This window comes from Streptomyces sp. NBC_00016 (genome assembly GCF_045040885.1).
Classification (GTDB): Bacteria; Actinomycetota; Actinomycetes; order Streptomycetales; family Streptomycetaceae; genus Streptomyces; species Streptomyces coriariae.
The window spans coordinates 8,012,253-8,028,145 of the sequence record NZ_CP108304.1; the positions used below are offsets into that span (position 1 = coordinate 8,012,253).

Below are 15,893 nucleotides of genomic sequence, written 5' to 3' on the forward strand. Positions count from 1 at the left end.
CGGCAGAATGCCCGTGCCGCAGGTCACAGCGCTTCCCGAGAGGCGAGACGGGTGGCCCGGTGGAGGGGCACGACCGATAAACTGTTCTCGGACGACGCCGGGCGCAGCTCCTGTCGCGTCCGCCAATGATCAGCCAGCAGCCGCTGCAACCCCAGGGAGCGTTGTGTCCCGTCGCCTGTTCACCTCGGAGTCTGTGACCGAGGGTCACCCCGACAAGATCGCTGACCAGATCAGCGACACCATTCTCGATGCCCTGCTGCGCGAGGACCCGGCCTCCCGGGTCGCCGTGGAGACCTTGATCACGACCGGTCTGGTGCACGTGGCCGGCGAGGTCACGACCAAGGCCTACGCGCCGATCCCCCAGCTCGTGCGCGACAAGATCCTCGAGATCGGCTACGACTCCTCGAAGAAGGGCTTCGACGGCGCCTCCTGCGGCGTCTCGGTGTCCATCGGCGCGCAGTCCCCGGACATCGCCCAGGGTGTCGACACGGCGTACGAGAACCGCGTCGAGGGCGACGAGGACGAGCTGGACCGCCAGGGCGCCGGCGACCAGGGCCTGATGTTCGGCTACGCGTCGGACGAGACGCCGACCCTGATGCCGCTGCCGATCTTCCTGGCGCACCGGCTGTCGAAGCGCCTGTCGGACGTCCGCAAGAACGGGACCATCCCCTACCTGCGTCCCGACGGCAAGACCCAGGTCACCATCGAGTACGACGGCGACAAGGCCCTCCGTCTCGACACGGTCGTCGTCTCCTCGCAGCACGCGAGCGACATCGACCTGGACTCCCTGCTGGCCCCGGACATCCGCGAGTTCGTGGTGGAGCCGGAGCTGAAGGCGCTCCTGGACGAGGGCATCAAGCTCGACACCGAGAACTACCGTCTGCTGGTCAACCCGACCGGCCGCTTCGAGATCGGCGGCCCGATGGGCGACGCCGGCCTCACCGGTCGCAAGATCATCATCGACACCTACGGCGGCTTCGCCCGGCACGGTGGCGGCGCCTTCTCGGGCAAGGACCCGTCGAAGGTCGACCGCTCGGCTGCGTACGCGATGCGCTGGGTCGCGAAGAACGTGGTGGCCGCGGGTCTCGCCGCGCGCTGCGAGGTCCAGGTCGCCTACGCGATCGGCAAGGCCGAGCCGGTCGGTCTCTTCGTGGAGACCTTCGGTACCGCCAAGGTCGACGCCGAGAAGATCGAGAAGGCCATCGACGAGGTCTTCGACCTCCGCCCGGCCGCGATCATCCGCGACCTCGACCTGCTGCGTCCGATCTACGCCCAGACCGCCGCGTACGGCCACTTCGGCCGTGAGCTGCCCGACTTCACGTGGGAGCGCACGGACCGCGTGGACGCGCTGCGCAAGGCCGCGGGACTGTAGGTCCTCCCCGGCACGACGCATGGGCCCGGCCTCCTCAGGGAGGCCGGGCCTCGGCGTTTGCGCGGGTCACCCGCCGCGGGTGGCCGGTCTGCTCGACGATCTTCGCCAGGCCGAGCAGGGCGAGCTCGGGGCTCAGCGCGGCGACCACCGCCGAAGTCGGCGGACGGGAGGCGAGGACGTGCCGGACGGCCTCCGGATCGACCGGGACCTCGTAGTGGTCCTCCGCCCTCCGCCGGAAGGTCTGCGGTGAGCGGTCGGTGAGCAGCCGGAACAGGTGCGTGGCGCCGTCCGGGTCGTCCGCCGGGTGTTCGGGGACGTCGATCGTGCCCAACGTCTCGAACGCTCACGTGCCCAGCCGACCTCCTGCGGCGCCGGACGGGGAACAGAGCCTCGGCGGAAGGACCGTTGTCAGTGGCGTTTGGTAAGAATGCAAGCGTGAGCAGCGAGAACGGGCAGGGGGACGGCGGTGCGGCCGGGGAGGGCGCGCCGCCCGAGCAGCTCGCGCTGATCCGGGAGAGCGTGCGGCAGGCCAAGACGCCGCGGGCCAAGCCCCGGACCTGGCGGGGGGCCGCGCTGGCCGAGGAGCTGCCGGTCGCGCGCGTGCTCGTCGACAAGGGTGTGCTGCATCTGGACCGGTACTTCGACTACGCGGTGCCGGCCGAGCTGGACGCCGACGCCCAGCCGGGGGTGCGGGTGCGGGTGCGGTTCGGGGCCGGGCGCGGTCGGGTGCGGGAAGGGCGGCGCGAGGGCGGGGGGCTCATCGACGGGTTCCTCGTCGAGCGGCTCGCCGCATCGGACTACTCCGGGCCGCTCGCGGCGCTCGCCCAGGTGGTGTCGCCCGAGCCGGTGCTGAGCGAGGAGCTGCTGGGCCTGGCGCGGGCCGTCGCCGACCGGTACGCGGGAAGCCTGGCCGACGTCCTCCAGCTGGCCGTGCCGCCGCGTAACGCGCGCGCCGAGCAGCGCCCCTCCCCGGCGCCGCTGCCGCCGCCGAAAGCGCCGGAGGCCGGGTCATGGGGGCGGTACGAGCGAGGGGGCGCGTTCGTCGAGTCGCTGGCGTCCGGGGGCGCGCCCCGGGCGGTGTGGAACGCGCTGCCCGGCCCCCGGTGGAGCGAGGAGCTGGCGCGGGCCGTCGCCGCGACGCTCGCCTCGGGACGCGGGGCCCTGGTCGTCGTACCCGACGGGCGGGCCGCCGCACGGGTCGACGCCGCGTTGACGGCGTTGCTGGGGGAGGGACGGCATGCGCTGCTCACCGCGGACGCCGGGCCCGAGAAGCGGTATCGGGAGTGGCTCGCCGTGCGGCGGGGTTCCGTGCGCGCGGTCGTCGGGACGCGTGCCGCGATGTTCGCGCCGGTCCAGAACCTCGGCCTGGTCGCGCTCTGGGACGACGGGGACGACAGCCACAGCGAGCAGCACGCGCCGCAGCCCCATGCGCGCGAGGTGCTGCTGCTGCGGGCCGCGCAGGACAAGTGCGGTTTCCTGATGGGGGGTTGGAGCTGCACCGTGGAGGGCGCGCAGCTCGTCGAGAGCGGATGGGCGCGGCCGTTGGTCGCCGCACGGGAGCAGGTGCGGCACAGCGCTCCGCTGGTGCGCACCGTGGGCGACCAGGACCTCGCGCGGGACGAGGCCGCCCGGGCCGCCCGGCTGCCCACCCTCGCCTGGCAGGCGGCCCGGGAGGGGTTGCGGCACGGGCCGGTGCTCGTGCAGGTGCCCCGGCGGGGCTATGTGCCGCGGATGGCGTGTGCGCAGTGCCGGGCCGCCGCCCGGTGCCGGCACTGCTCCGGGCCGTTGGAGGCGCGGGACGGGGGTGCGGTGTGGTGCGGGTGGTGCGGGCGTGAGGAGAGCGCCTGGCACTGTCCCGAGTGCGGCTCGTTCCGCTTGCGGGCCCAGGTCGTGGGGGCCCGGCGGACCGCCGAGGAGCTGGGGCGGGCGTTTCCCGCCGTGCCGGTACGGACGTCGGGGCGGGAGCAGGTGCTGGACACCGTGCCGGGGGCGCCCGCGCTCGTGGTGTCCACGCCCGGGGCCGAGCCGGTCGCCGAGGGCGGGTACGCGGCCGCGCTGCTGCTGGACGGCTGGGCCATGCTCGGGCGGCCCGACCTGCGGGCCGGGGAGGACGCGCTGCGCCGCTGGATCGCGGCGGCCGCGCTGGTACGGCCGTCGGGGGAGGGGGGAACCGTGGTCGTCGTCGCCGAGCCGACCCTGCGGCCCGTCCAGGCGCTGGTGCGCTGGGATCCGGTGGGACACGCGGTGCGGGAGCTCTCCGAGCGGGCCGAGCTGGGCTTTCCGCCGGTGTCGCGGATGGCGGCGGTGTCGGGGACGGCGCAGGCCCTGACCGCGTTCCTGAAGGCCGTAGAACTGCCGCCGGAGGCGGAGCTGCTGGGGCCGGTTCCGGTGCCGACGGGCCCGGCGGGGCGGCCTCGCCGGCCGGGGGCGCCGCCCCCCGGGGAGGAGTGGGAGCGGGCGCTGCTCCGGGTGCCGCCCGGGAGGGGCGCCGCGCTGGCTGCCGCGCTGAAGACCGCGCAGGCGGCTCGGATGGCGCGGGGTGGCGAGGAGGCCGTACGGGTGCGGATCGATCCCCCGGACATCGGCTGAGGGACGACGCGGAGCCGGCGCCGGTGCGGTGGGGGAGGGCCGGGTGTGCGACTGCCCTCTCGGGCGGGGGCCGAGAGGGCAGGGTGGGGAGGGGACGGGGTGGGGAGGTGCTCGGCGCGGGATGCGGTGCGTCAGCCGTTGCGCGGGCCGGGGAAGGCGGTCGGCCTCGCCTCGTCGCGCAGGGCCGGGCTGCCGACGTCACGCAGCGCCGGGGCGCCGGCCTCGCGCAAGGCAGAGCTCCCGGCGTCACGCAGGGCCGGGGCCCCGGCGTCACGCAGGGCCGGGCTGCCGGCCGTCGGCTGGGTCGGCATCGAGCGGGCGGCCGGAACCGTGGGAACCGTCGGGATGCCCGTGTTGACGGTGACCGTGCGGGCGGCGGTGGGCTCGGCGGGTCGCTCGGCCTCGGCGGTGGCGGCCTGGGCCGCGGCCCGGCGGGCGCCGTAGCGGCGGTGTACGGCCTGCTTGGTGACCCCGAGGGCGGAGCCCACCGCGTCCCACGAGAAGCCGAGCGAACGGTCGAAGTCCACCGCCGCGGTGACCAGTGTCTCGACGCTGTCCCGCAGCTCCTGGGCGAGGCGGACCGTGGGGGCGGGGGCGCGTCCGTAGACGACGAAGCCCGTGGACGGGCCGGAGCGGCGGGGGCGGTAGACGTTGCCCAGCTGGGCGGTGAGGGTGCGCAGTGCGTCCACCTGCCGTCGGACGCGCTCGATGTCCCGCACCAGCAAGTGCAGGCTGGCCCGGGCCTGGGCGTCGTGGGTTGCATGGTCGGCCATGAACAAGCCTCTCGAACCGGCGTTGAAGAAGGTGTGGTCAACTCTTTCTTGACCAACGCGGGTTCGCGCCGCTGGTCACGGTGTGGGGGCGTATGGGCATATGCGTACGCCCCCCGGAGGGCGCGGCTCGTGGGGCCTCCCGCCCGTCGGCGGCCTGCCCGGTCGGCGTCATAAACTTGTGCGTTGCCCGTCGTCCGTCCCGCCCGAGAGGCCCCGCCCACTCATGAAGCTCGTCTTCGCCGGTACCCCCGAGGTCGCCGTTCCCGCCCTGGACGCTCTGATCGCCTCCGGGCGGCATGAGGTGGCCGCCGTCGTCACGCGGCCCGACGCGCCGGCCGGACGGGGGCGCAGGCTGATCGCCTCTCCCGTCGCCCAGCGCGCCGAGGAGGCGGGCATCGAAGTGCTGAGGCCCGCCAAGCCGCGCGATCCGGAGTTCCTGGAGCGGCTGCGGGAGATCGCGCCCGACTGCTGTCCCGTCGTGGCCTACGGGGCGCTGCTGCCCAGGGTGGCGCTGGACATCCCGGCCCACGGCTGGGTCAACCTGCACTTCTCGCTGCTGCCGGCCTGGCGCGGGGCCGCTCCCGTGCAGCACGCCGTGATGGCGGGGGACGAGATCACCGGCGCGTCCACCTTCCTCATCGAGGAGGGACTCGACTCGGGGCCGGTCTACGGGACGGTCACCGAGGAGATCCGGCCCACCGACACCAGCGGTGACCTGCTCACGCGGCTGGCCTTCGCCGGCAGCGGGCTGCTCGCCGCGACCATGGACGGGATCGAGGACGGCACACTGAAGGCCGTGCCGCAGCCGGGTGAGGGGATCACCCTCGCGCCGAAGATCACCGTCGAGGACGCTCAGGTCGACTGGGCCACCCCGGCTCTGCGGGTCGACCGGGTCGTGCGCGGCTGCACCCCCGCCCCCGGCGCCTGGACCACCTTCCGCGGGGAGCGGCTCAAGCTCATCCAGGTCCAGCCGGTTCCCGAGCGGACCGATCTCGCCCCGGGCGCGCTCCTCGTCGGCAAGAACAGCGTGCACGTCGGCACCGGCTCGTACGCGGTCGAGCTGCTGTGGGTGCAGGCGCAGGGCAAGAAGCCGATGCGGGCCGCCGACTGGGCCCGGGGCGCCCGGATCGGGGACGGGGACACCCTCGGGGCGTAACGCTCCTGCACAAGCCCCGCCCGGTCCGTGAGCCCCGCCCGGTCCGTGAGCCCCGCCCGGTCCGTGAGCGCCGCCGAGCCCGTGGGTCCCGCCCCCGGTCCGCGGGCGCCGGTCGGCAGGTCCGCCCGGCGTACCACCGACGTACGCTGGACGCACCTTTCCTCCTTTTCCTTCTGCAATCCGGAGCACCTTTTCGTGAGCGATCAGCCCCACCGTTCCCGCAAGCCGGGCAAGCCCTACCGCCGGCCTCAGAAGGACCCCGTCCGCATGCTCGCCTTCGAGGCGCTGCGGGCCGTGGACGAGCGGGACGCGTACGCCAACCTCGTGCTGCCGCCGCTGCTGCGCAAGGCACGCGAGAAGGAGGGACCCGACAAGTTCGACGCCCGGGACGCGGCCCTCGCCACCGAGCTGGTGTACGGGACGCTGCGCCGGCAGGGCACGTACGACGCCGTCATCTCCGCGTGTGTCGACCGGCCGCTGCGCGAGGTCGACCCGCCGGTCCTCGACGTGCTGAGTCTGGGCGTGCATCAGCTGCTCGGAACACGTATCCCGACCCATGCGGCCGTGTCCGCCTCCGTCGAGCTCGCCCGGGTCGTGCTCGGCGACGGACGTGCCAAGTTCGTCAACGCCGTGCTGCGCAAGGTCGCGGCGCACGATCTCGACGAGTGGCTCGACAAGGTCGCTCCGCCCTACGAGGACGATCCCGAGGACCACCTCGCCGTCGTGCACTCGCACCCGCGCTGGGTGGTCTCCGCACTGTGGGACTCCCTCGGCGGCGGGCGGGCCGGCATCGAGGAGCTGCTGGCGGCGGACAACGAGCGGCCCGAGGTCACGCTCGTCGCCCGGCCCGGGCGGGCCACCACCGAGGAGTTGCTCCGGGAGGAGGCCTCGGTCGCCGGGCACTGGTCGCCGTACGCCGTGCGGCTCACCGAGGGCGGCGAGCCGGGAGCGATCGACGCCGTACGGGACGGACGGGCGGGGGTGCAGGACGAGGGCAGCCAGCTCGTGGCGCTCGCGCTGGCCAATGTGCCGCTCGACGGGTCCGACGCGCTGTGGCTGGACGGCTGCGCCGGCCCCGGGGGCAAGGCGGCGTTGCTCGCCGCCCTCGCCGCCGAGCGGGGGGCCGCGCTGCTCGCCTCCGAGAAGCAGCCGCACCGCGCGGGGCTCGTCGCCAAGGCGCTGGCCGGCAACCCCGGGCCCTACCAGGTCATCGCCGCCGACGGGACCCGGCCGCCGTGGCGGCCCGGCTCCTTCGACCGGGTGCTGATGGACGTGCCGTGCACGGGTCTCGGCGCCCTGCGGCGGCGGCCCGAGGCACGCTGGCGGCGCAGGCCGGAGGATCTCGACGGGTTCGGGCCGCTCCAGCGCGGGCTGCTGCGGACCGCGCTGGAGTCGGTGCGGGTCGGGGGCGTCGTCGGGTACGCCACCTGTTCGCCGCACCTCGCCGAGACCCGGTCGGTCGTCTCCGACGTCCTCAAGCAGTATCCGGAGGCCGAGCTGATCGACGCGCGGCCGCTGCTGCCGGGCGTACCGGAGCTGGGTGACGGGCCGGACATCCAGCTCTGGCCGCATCTGCACGGGACGGACGCCATGTACCTGGCGTTGATCAGGAAGACGGGCTGAGGCCCGCGCGGACGGACACGCGAGAAGGCCGGCCCCACGTCCACGGCGTGGGGCCGGCCTTCTGCGCGGGCGGATACTCCGCGGGGGTCAGTCCGTGCCGAACTCCATCGCGGCGCGGTCCAGCAGCTGGTCGTCGTCGGAGACCTCGCCGCGGGAGGCGATGGCCTCGGCGCCGCCCTCCGGCAGCTCGGTCATGGTGCCGATGAGACCGGTCGCGGCCGCCTGGTCGGCGCCGATCGCGGGGCTGCCGGTGCCGATCAGACCGAGCGTGGCGTACTGCTCCAGCTTGGCGCGCGAGTCGGCGATGTCGAGGTTGCGCATGGTGAGCTGGCCGATCCGGTCCACCGGGCCGAACGCGGAGTCCTCGGTGCGCTCCATGGACAGCTTGTCCGGGTGGTAGCTGAAGGCCGGGCCGGCGGTGTTGAGGATCGAGTAGTCCTCACCGCGCCGCAGTCGCAGCGTCACCTCGCCGGTGACGGCCGCGCCGACCCAGCGCTGGAGCGACTCGCGCACCATCAGGGCCTGCGGGTCCAGCCAGCGGCCCTCGTACATCAGCCGGCCGAGGCGCCGTCCCTCGTTGTAGTACTGGGCGAGGGTGTCCTCGTTGTGGATGGCGTTGACCAGACGCTCGTAGGCCGCGTGCAGCAGGGCCATGCCGGGCGCCTCGTAGATGCCGCGGCTCTTGGCCTCGATGATGCGGTTCTCGATCTGGTCCGACATGCCCATGCCGTGGCGGCCGCCGATGGCGTTGGCCTCCATCACCAGATCGACGGGGGAGGCGAACTCCTTGCCGTTGATCGTCACGGGGCGGCCCTGGTCGAAGCCGATCGTCACGTCCTCGGTGGCGATCTCGACCGACGGGTCCCAGAACCGCACGCCCATGATGGGCTCGACGGTCTCGACGCCGGTGTCCAGGTGCTCCAGGGTCTTGGCCTCGTGGGTGGCGCCCCAGATGTTGGCGTCGGTGGAGTACGCCTTCTCCGTGCTGTCCCGGTAGGGCAGGTCGTGGGCGACGAGCCACTCCGACATTTCCTTGCGGCCGCCGAGCTCGGTCACGAAGTCCGCGTCCAGCCAGGGCTTGTAGATCCGCAGGTGGGGGTTGGCCAGCAGGCCGTAGCGGTAGAACCGCTCGATGTCGTTGCCCTTGAAGGTCGAGCCGTCGCCCCAGATCTGGACGTTGTCCTCGAGCATCGCCCGGACCAGGAGGGTGCCGGTGACGGCACGGCCGAGGGGCGTGGTGTTGAAGTAGGCGCGCCCGCCCGAGCGGATGTGGAACGCCCCGCAGGTGAGTGCGGCCAGGCCCTCCTCGACCAGAGCGGCGCGGCAGTCGACCAGGCGCGCGATCTCGGCGCCGTAGGCCTTCGCGCGGCCGGGCACCGAGGCGATGTCGGGCTCGTCGTACTGGCCGATGTCGGCGGTGTAGGTGCACGGGACGGCACCCTTGTCGCGCATCCACGCGACCGCGACCGAGGTGTCGAGCCCGCCGGAGAAGGCGATGCCGACGCGCTCGCCGGCGGGAAGGGAGGTGAGGACCTTGGACATAGGAAGATTATGCATGAACTCGCATGGTCATGCAAAGGGTGCTCAGGTCTCGGTGCTCTCGACCGGCTGCGCGGGCTCCTTCGACAGGGCCGGGTGGCTTTCCCGGGCCAGCCGGTGCGGCCACCAGATCTTCGGTCCGATGTCCAGGAAGAGTGAGGTGACGAGCACCGACCGCACGATGAAGGTGTCCAGCAGGACGCCCAGGGCCACCGCGAAGCCGATCTCCGCGAAGGCGACCATGGGCAGGGTGGCCAGGGCCGCGAAGGTGCCGGCCAGCACCAGGCCCGCCGAGGTGATCACCGAGCCGGTGGCCGCCAGACCGGTCACCACACCCTGCCGGGTGCCCTGGCGGGCGGCCTCCTCGCGGATCCGGGTGGTCAGGAAGATGTTGTAGTCGATGCCCAGGGCCACCAGGAACACGAAGACGAACAGCGGGAAGTCCGTCGACTCGCCCGCGTAGTCGAAGAGATGGCGGAACGCCAGCGCGCTGAGGCCCAGGGCCGCCGCGAAGGACAGGATCACCGTCCCGACCAGCAGCAGCGGAGCGATCAGGGCGCGCAGCAGGGCGCCGAGGATGAGCAGGACCACGGCCAGGACCAGCGGGATGATCACCAGATTGTCGTGCGTGGTCGCCTTGTCCATGTCGAGCAGCGCCGCCGTGCCGCCGCCCACCTGGGCGTCGGCGTCGGGTATCTCGTGCACGGCGTCCCGGACCCGTTCCACGGTCTGCTTGGCGGCCTCGCTGTCGGCCGGATCGGTCATCGTCGCCTCGAACAGCACCTGGCCGTCGTGGACGGGTTTCGTGCCCGCCGGCAGGCCGAGGGACGTCGGCACGACGCCCTCCGTCCCCGCGACCGCGCGTTTCACCTGCCCGGCCCGGGCCTGGTCGGCGATGACCACCAGCGGGTCGCCGCTGCCCGCCGGGAAGTACTTCGCCGACACCTCCTGGCCCGTGATCGAGTCCGGTTTGCCGGTGAACGCGTCCGCGTTGCCGATGCCCTCGGCGCGCAGCTGGATCAGGCCGAGCGAGCAGACCGCCAGGACCAGCGCCGTCACGGCCCAGACCATGCGCGGGCGACGGGCGATGCCACGGCCCGTGCGGGCCCAGACACCGTGCTCGGTCGGGTCCGAGGAGCCGAAGTGCGGGATCGCCGGCCAGAAGATCCAGCGGCCGCAGATCACCAGCAGGGCGGGGAAGAGGGTCATCATCGCCAGCAGTGCGACCGCCACGCCGATGGCCGCGACCGGGCCCAGCCCGCGGGTCGAGTTCATCTCGGCGGCCAGCAGCATCAGCATGCTCAGGACGACCGTGGCGCCGGACGCCAGGACGGCGGGGCCCGCGCGGTGCAGCGCCAGCGCCATCGCCTCGTGCCGGTCCTCGTGCCGGCGCAGCTCCTCCCGGTAACGGGCCACCAGCAGCAGGGCGTAGTCGGTGCCCGCGCCGAACACGAGCACCGTGAGGATGCCGGCGCTCTGACCGTTCACCGTCAGGCCCGCGTGCTCGGCCAGGAAGTAGATCAGCGCCTGCGCGGTGAACAGGGCGGCGACCACGGCGAGCACCGGGACGACGAGGAGGGTGGGGCTGCGGTAGGTGATCAGGAGCATGACGACGACCACCCCCATCGCCGCCAGCAGCAGGGTCGAGTCGATGCCCTCGAAGGCCTCGGAGAAGTCCGCCGAGGTACCGCCGGGTCCGGTGATGTGCACGGCCATACCGGCGCCGCCGTCGCCGACGACGTCACGGATCGAGTCGACGGCCGGGGCGATGCGCTCCCAGCCCTGCTCGTCCATGGTGATCGGCACGTAGATCTGGGCGGCGCGCGGGTCGGCCGGGCGGTCGTAGACCGGGCCGCGGGTCTCGGCGCCGCGGATGCCGTGGTCGGTGAGCTGCCTGAGCTGCGCCGCGTCCTCGGTGATCTGCGCCCGGTCCTCGGCCGTCAGGCCCGCGTCACGGGCGTAGACGACGACCGCGGGAATCTGCTCGGGCCTGAAGTCCTGCGAGATCTCCAGCACCTGGGTGGACTCCGCCGACCCCGGCAGCCAGGAGGCCGCGTCATTGTCCTGGGCGTCGGTGAGCTTCTGGGCGAAGGGTGCCGTCAGGAACAGCAACACCAGCCACAACGCCAGCACCAGCCACTTCGCACGCCGCCCGCAGACCAGGTGCGCGACACCGCGATTCTCGGCCATGACTACCCTCCGAGCCGTTCTGTCTCCGCCGTGTGCGGCCGCCTCCGGTCAGGGGTGCGGGGGGGCTGCGCGATCCTCCTGGGCCGGTCCGCGGGCGTCGCACCACGCTCCCCCCGCGGGACCGATGCCCGCAACCCCCGGAGGGCATGGCAGGCTTGGGTCATGGCCGTGCAGATCAACCCCAGCATCCTGTCCGCCGACTTCGCCCGCCTTGCGGACGAGGCGGAGGCGGTCGCCGGAGCCGACTGGCTCCACGTCGACGTCATGGACAACCATTTCGTCCCGAACCTCACGCTCGGTGTGCCGGTCGTAGAGTCACTGGCCCGTGCGACGGACACCCCGCTGGACTGCCATCTGATGATCGAGGCCCCCGATCGCTGGGCCCCGCAGTACGTCGAGGCGGGTGCCTCGTCCGTCACCTTCCACGTCGAGGCCGCCGCCGCACCCGTGCGGCTCGCCCGCGAGATCCGGGCGAAGGGCGCCCGTGCCTCCATGGCACTCAGGCCGGCGACGCCCATCGAGCCGTACGAGGACCTGCTGCCCGAACTCGACATGCTGCTGATCATGACGGTCGAGCCGGGCTTCGGGGGCCAGGCCTTCCTCGACATCATGCTCCCCAAGATCCGCCGCACCCGCGAGTTGATCAGCAAGCACGGCCTCGACCTGTGGCTCCAGATCGACGGCGGGGTGTCGGCCTCGACGATCGAGCGGTGCGCCGAGGCGGGCGCGGACGTGTTCGTGGCAGGCTCGGCCGTATACGGGGCGGACGACCCGGCGGAGGCGGTCCGTGGCCTGCGGGCTCAGGCGGAGGCGGCGACCGCCGGCGCCTCCTGGGCATGTGGACACTGAACCAACCACTTACCGACAGGTATGTGAACGGCTCCCAACAGAGCTGATCAACTGCGCCGGATCTGCGAGGATGAACGGCGTATCCAGAGTGTGAACAGCAGTGAGGAGAACGCCGTGTCGGGTATGTCGGCGGGCCGGTCAGCCATGCGGATGGGACCCGCTGAGCTGGTGCAGGCGGCGGCCATGGCCCGCCGCTTCTACCTTGAGGGAAAGTCCAAGATCCAGATCGCGGAGGAGTTCGGCGTCAGCCGCTTCAAGGTGGCCCGGGTCCTGGAGACCGCCCTCGAACGGGATCTCGTACGGATCGAGATCCGCGTGCCGGCCGAGCTGGACGCGGAGCGCTCGGACGCGCTCCGCGCCCGCTACGGCCTCAGGCACGCCGTCGTGGTCGAGTCCCCGGCCGAGGCGGAGGAGACCACGGACCCCGAGAACCTGGGGGAAGTGGCAGCGGACCTGCTCGGCGAACTGGTCGACGAGGGGGACGTACTGGGGCTGGCCTGGGGCCGGTCCACCATTCACATGGCGGCGGCGCTGGACCGGCTGCCGCCGTGCACTGTGGTGCAGCTGACGGGTGTCTACGACGCCGGGACCGCGGAGCGCGGCTCGGTCGAGGCCGTCCGCCGTGCCGCCCAGGTGTCCGGCGGCGACGCGCACCCCATCTACGCGCCGATGCTGCTGCCGGACGCGGCCACCGCGGCCGCGCTGCGCCACCAGACCGGGATCGCCCGCGCCTTCGAGTACTTCGACAAGGTCACGGTCGCCTGTGTCTCCATCGGCTCCTGGGAGCCGGGCATCTCGACGGTGCACGACATGCTCAGTGACGAGGAGCGGGCGCACTACGCCTCGCTCGGGGTCGCCGCCGAGATGTCCGCGCACCTTTTCGACGCCGAGGGCCGCCGGGTCGGGCGGGACCTGGGCGAGCGGTGCATCACGGTCAAGACCGACCAGCTGCGCCGGGTCCCCGAGGTGGTCGCGATCGCGGGCGGGCAGCGCAAGGCGGCCGCGATCGACGCGGTGCTCCGCTCCGGGCTCGTCACCAGCCTGGTGACGGACACGTCGGCGGCCGACTACCTGATGACGGCGGGGCCGACTCCGAAGCCCGCCCTGGGCCGGTCGGACCCGGACGGGATCTGACCCGGCCGGAAGCAGGCCATGAGGGGACGGCCGTGACAGCATCGAACGCATGCTGCTGCGGTTCGTCCCCCGCGTGCTGGTGTGCCTGCTCCTCCCGCTCGCCCTGCTCACCGGCTGTACATCGGGGCAGCCGGGCCCGCAGGACTCCACCCCGGCCGTCGCCACGGCCGCCGAGCCGTCCTGGGCCGGCGGCCTGGCCACGGTCCGGGAGTCCGAGCTGCCCGCCGAGGCCCGCCGAACGCTCCGGCTCATCGACGACGGCGGCCCCTTCCCGTACGCCAGGGACGGCGCCGTCTTCGGGAACTTCGAGGGGCTGCTGCCCGCGCACAAGCGGGGTTACTACCACGAATACACCGTCGAGACGCCGGGCTCGCGCGACCGCGGGGCCCGACGCGTTGTCACCGGGCAGGGCGACGAGATCTACTACACCGATGATCACTACGACACGTTCCGGGCGGTGCTGAGATGACGCAGTTCGTGGTCACGCTGGATCTGGAGGGGGTGACCGACAAGTCCGCCCTGATGGACCGCTGCGCCGACGCCCTGGGCCTGCCCGACTGGTTCGGACGCAACTGGGACGCCCTCGCCGACAGCCTCACCGACCTCCAGGCCCCGCCCGGGGACGGCGGGCTGCAGATCGTCGTACGGAACTGGCGGCCGTACGCCGAGGCGCGGCCGCAGGAGTGGGTGATCGCGCAGGACGTGTTCGCCCAGGCCGTCGACCGGGTGCCGGCGCTGTCCGTGCTGCTCGCCCTCGGAGGATCCTCCTAAGACCCCCCTGAGCTGCTTGGACGTTCTGTCCGGGCATCGCATCGCGGCCGTCGTGGGAGAATGAAGTACGTGCTTCTCCCCCTGGCTGACCTGTCCGGGGGTCACCTCTGATCGACTGGGATGTGCAGCACGTGCGTTTCCTCAACGACATCCAGCCCGCGTACGACCTCACCTACGACGACGTCTTCATGGTGCCGAGCCGCAGCGCGGTCGGGTCGCGTCAGGCTGTCGACCTGGCCGCCCCGGACGGCACGGGCACCACGATCCCGCTGGTCGTCGCCAACATGACCGCCGTGGCCGGCCGCCGGATGGCCGAGACCATGGCCCGTCGCGGCGGGCTGGTGGTGATCCCGCAGGACATCCCGATCGACGTCGTCACCGACGTCATCACCTGGGTCAAGAGCCGCCACCTGGTGCTGGACACCCCCATCGTGCTCGCCCCGCACCAGACGGTCGCCGACGCCCTGGCCCTGCTGCCCAAGCGCGCGCACAACGCGGGTGTCGTCGTCGACGAGGAGTTCCGCCCGGTCGGTGTCGTCACCGACGCGGACCTGAGCGGGGTCGACCGCTTCACCCAGCTCGAGGTCGTCATGTCCCGGGACCTGCTGCTCCTGGACGCCGACATCGACCCGCGCGAGGCCTTCAACACCCTCGACGCGGCCAACCGGCGCTACGCCCCCGCCGTCGACCGGGAGGGCAAGCTCGCCGGCATCCTCACCCGCAAGGGCGCCCTGCGCGCCACCCTGTACACGCCGGCCGTCGACGCGGCGGGCAAGCTGTGCGTCGCCGCGGCCGTCGGTATCAACGGCGATGTCGCGGGCAAGGCCAAGCAGCTGCTCGACGCGGGCGTGGACACGCTCGTCATCGACACCGCGCACGGCCACCAGGAGTCGATGATCAGCGCGATCCGGACCGTGCGCTCGCTCGACCCGCGGGTGCCGATCGTCGCCGGCAACATCGTCTCCGCTGAGGGCGTCAAGGACCTGATCGACGCGGGCGCCGACATCATCAAGGTCGGGGTCGGACCGGGCGCCATGTGCACCACCCGCATGATGACCGGTGTGGGCCGGCCGCAGTTCTCGGCGGTCCTGGAGTGCGCGGCCGAGGCGAAGAAGTACGGCAAGCACGTGTGGGCCGACGGCGGTGTCCGGCACCCGCGCGATGTCGCCATGGCGCTGGCCGCCGGTGCGTCCAACGTGATGATCGGGTCGTGGTTCGCGGGCACCTACGAGTCCCCGGGCGACCTCCAGCAGGACGCGGGCGGCCGGCTGTACAAGGAGTCGTTCGGCATGGCGTCCGCGCGCGCCGTCGCCAACCGCACCTCCGACGAGTCGGCGTACGACCGTGCCCGCAAGGCACTGTTCGAGGAGGGCATCTCCACCTCGCGGATGTTCCTCGACCCGGCCCGCCCCGGTGTCGAGGACCTGATCGACTCGGTCATCGCGGGCGTCCGTTCCTCCTGCACGTACGCGGGCGCGGGCTCTCTCGAGGAGTTCGCCGAGAAGGCCGTCGTGGGCATCCAGAGCGCGGCCGGTTACGCGGAGGGCAAGCCGCTGCACGCCAGCTGGTAGCTCCGCGAGGCGCTCCTCGTGCGGCTCCGCTGGTTGGGCCGTACTTCGGGTGCGGGTCCGCTTCGGCTGGTCGCGCCCACGCGGCGGAGCCGCATGTCGGCACAGCCCCGCGCCCCTGCCGGGGCGCGTTCAGCCGGCCCGCAACGAATGTGCACCCTCGTTCCATGAACGCAACGTTCTTGCGTGTGTGCGCAAGGTTGCAGCATTACAAGCGCTACGGCCCTGCTCGTAGGGTCGTGCGCTGTACGTAGCGTGGCGGGGACCCCGCTCGGTGGGTTCCTGCTCGCGCAGGTGTGCCGCCGGTTCCCGTCACGCCGAGAGGCAGC

13 protein-coding genes are annotated in these 15,893 nt (G+C 72.8%); 9 read left to right on the plus strand and 4 right to left on the minus strand.

The genetic code is table 11. The features are described 5' to 3' along the window. Nucleotides 1–163: 163 nt before the first annotated feature. Entirely contained in the window at nucleotides 164–1,372 is a 1,209-nt protein-coding gene (gene metK, locus OG933_RS35510; RefSeq protein ID WP_020128869.1) for a methionine adenosyltransferase, read from the plus strand. A gap of 34 nt (nucleotides 1,373–1,406) precedes the next feature. Here the strand turns inward: metK and OG933_RS35515 are convergent, their stop codons facing one another. After that, complete coding sequence (locus OG933_RS35515; protein ID WP_405630951.1) at nucleotides 1,407–1,703, minus strand: hypothetical protein; 297 nt, start codon at nucleotides 1,701–1,703, stop codon at nucleotides 1,407–1,409. Nucleotides 1,704–1,807: 104 nt separating this feature from the next. Between OG933_RS35515 and OG933_RS35520 the strand changes: the two genes are divergently transcribed. After that, on the plus strand, nucleotides 1,808–3,961 hold the full coding sequence (locus OG933_RS35520) for a primosomal protein N' (protein WP_362529616.1): 2,154 nt from the start codon (nucleotides 1,808–1,810) through the stop codon (nucleotides 3,959–3,961). Nucleotides 3,962–4,092: 131 nt separating this feature from the next. Here OG933_RS35520 and OG933_RS35525 read toward each other — a convergent pair whose 3' ends face one another. After that, complete coding sequence (locus OG933_RS35525) at nucleotides 4,093–4,734, minus strand: hypothetical protein (RefSeq protein WP_405630954.1); 642 nt, start codon at nucleotides 4,732–4,734, stop codon at nucleotides 4,093–4,095. 223 nt (nucleotides 4,735–4,957) lie between these two features. Between OG933_RS35525 and fmt the strand changes: the two genes are divergently transcribed. Further along, nucleotides 4,958–5,890 (plus strand): methionyl-tRNA formyltransferase, encoded by a 933-nt coding sequence (gene fmt / locus OG933_RS35530; protein WP_362529619.1) that lies wholly within the window; start codon nucleotides 4,958–4,960, stop codon nucleotides 5,888–5,890. Nucleotides 5,891–6,085: 195 nt separating this feature from the next. Next, nucleotides 6,086–7,513, plus strand: a complete 1,428-nt coding sequence (locus OG933_RS35535; RefSeq protein WP_362529622.1) for a transcription antitermination factor NusB — start codon at nucleotides 6,086–6,088, stop codon at nucleotides 7,511–7,513. 87 nt (nucleotides 7,514–7,600) lie between these two features. Here the strand turns inward: OG933_RS35535 and argG are convergent, their stop codons facing one another. Next, nucleotides 7,601–9,055, minus strand: a complete 1,455-nt coding sequence (gene argG / locus OG933_RS35540; protein WP_020128875.1) for an argininosuccinate synthase — start codon at nucleotides 9,053–9,055, stop codon at nucleotides 7,601–7,603. A 42-nt stretch (nucleotides 9,056–9,097) separates the two neighbouring features. Continuing rightward, complete coding sequence (locus OG933_RS35545) at nucleotides 9,098–11,242, minus strand: MMPL family transporter (protein WP_405630958.1); 2,145 nt, start codon at nucleotides 11,240–11,242, stop codon at nucleotides 9,098–9,100. A 162-nt stretch (nucleotides 11,243–11,404) separates the two neighbouring features. On the opposite strand from OG933_RS35545, the gene rpe reads away from it, so the two are divergent. From rpe to OG933_RS35570, 5 genes are all read left to right on the plus strand, one after another. After that, on the plus strand, nucleotides 11,405–12,091 hold the full coding sequence (gene rpe, locus OG933_RS35550; protein WP_057606884.1) for a ribulose-phosphate 3-epimerase: 687 nt from the start codon (nucleotides 11,405–11,407) through the stop codon (nucleotides 12,089–12,091). A 90-nt stretch (nucleotides 12,092–12,181) separates the two neighbouring features. After that, nucleotides 12,182–13,225, plus strand: a complete 1,044-nt coding sequence (locus tag OG933_RS35555) for a sugar-binding transcriptional regulator (protein WP_383478052.1) — start codon at nucleotides 12,182–12,184, stop codon at nucleotides 13,223–13,225. 49 nt (nucleotides 13,226–13,274) lie between these two features. After that, on the plus strand, nucleotides 13,275–13,694 hold the full coding sequence (locus OG933_RS35560; RefSeq protein ID WP_362529632.1) for a ribonuclease domain-containing protein: 420 nt from the start codon (nucleotides 13,275–13,277) through the stop codon (nucleotides 13,692–13,694). Beyond that, the gene (locus OG933_RS35565) at nucleotides 13,691–13,996 is read left to right on the plus strand and encodes a barstar family protein (RefSeq protein ID WP_142269347.1); all 306 of its coding nucleotides are present in this window, start codon (nucleotides 13,691–13,693) and stop codon (nucleotides 13,994–13,996) included. Before OG933_RS35560 ends, OG933_RS35565 begins: the two co-directional genes overlap by 4 nt. A 131-nt stretch (nucleotides 13,997–14,127) precedes the next feature. Then, nucleotides 14,128–15,567: a GuaB1 family IMP dehydrogenase-related protein gene (locus tag OG933_RS35570; RefSeq protein WP_028806693.1), complete on the plus strand. Its 1,440-nt coding sequence runs from the start codon at nucleotides 14,128–14,130 to the stop codon at nucleotides 15,565–15,567. Nucleotides 15,568–15,893: the final 326 nt, after the last annotated feature.

Coding starts and splice junctions, on each gene's coding strand:
- OG933_RS35525 (WP_405630954.1), bottom strand. CDS start 4,734: ATGGCCGACCATGCAACCCACGACGCCCAGGCCCGGGCCAGCCTGCAC.
- OG933_RS35545 (WP_405630958.1), bottom strand. CDS start 11,242: ATGGCCGAGAATCGCGGTGTCGCGCACCTGGTCTGCGGGCGGCGTGCG.
- OG933_RS35565 (WP_142269347.1), top strand. CDS start 13,691: ATGACGCAGTTCGTGGTCACGCTGGATCTGGAGGGGGTGACCGACAAG.
- fmt (WP_362529619.1), top strand. CDS start 4,958: ATGAAGCTCGTCTTCGCCGGTACCCCCGAGGTCGCCGTTCCCGCCCTG.
- rpe (WP_057606884.1), top strand. CDS start 11,405: ATGGCCGTGCAGATCAACCCCAGCATCCTGTCCGCCGACTTCGCCCGC.
- OG933_RS35560 (WP_362529632.1), top strand. CDS start 13,275: ATGCTGCTGCGGTTCGTCCCCCGCGTGCTGGTGTGCCTGCTCCTCCCG.
- argG (WP_020128875.1), bottom strand. CDS start 9,055: ATGTCCAAGGTCCTCACCTCCCTTCCCGCCGGCGAGCGCGTCGGCATC.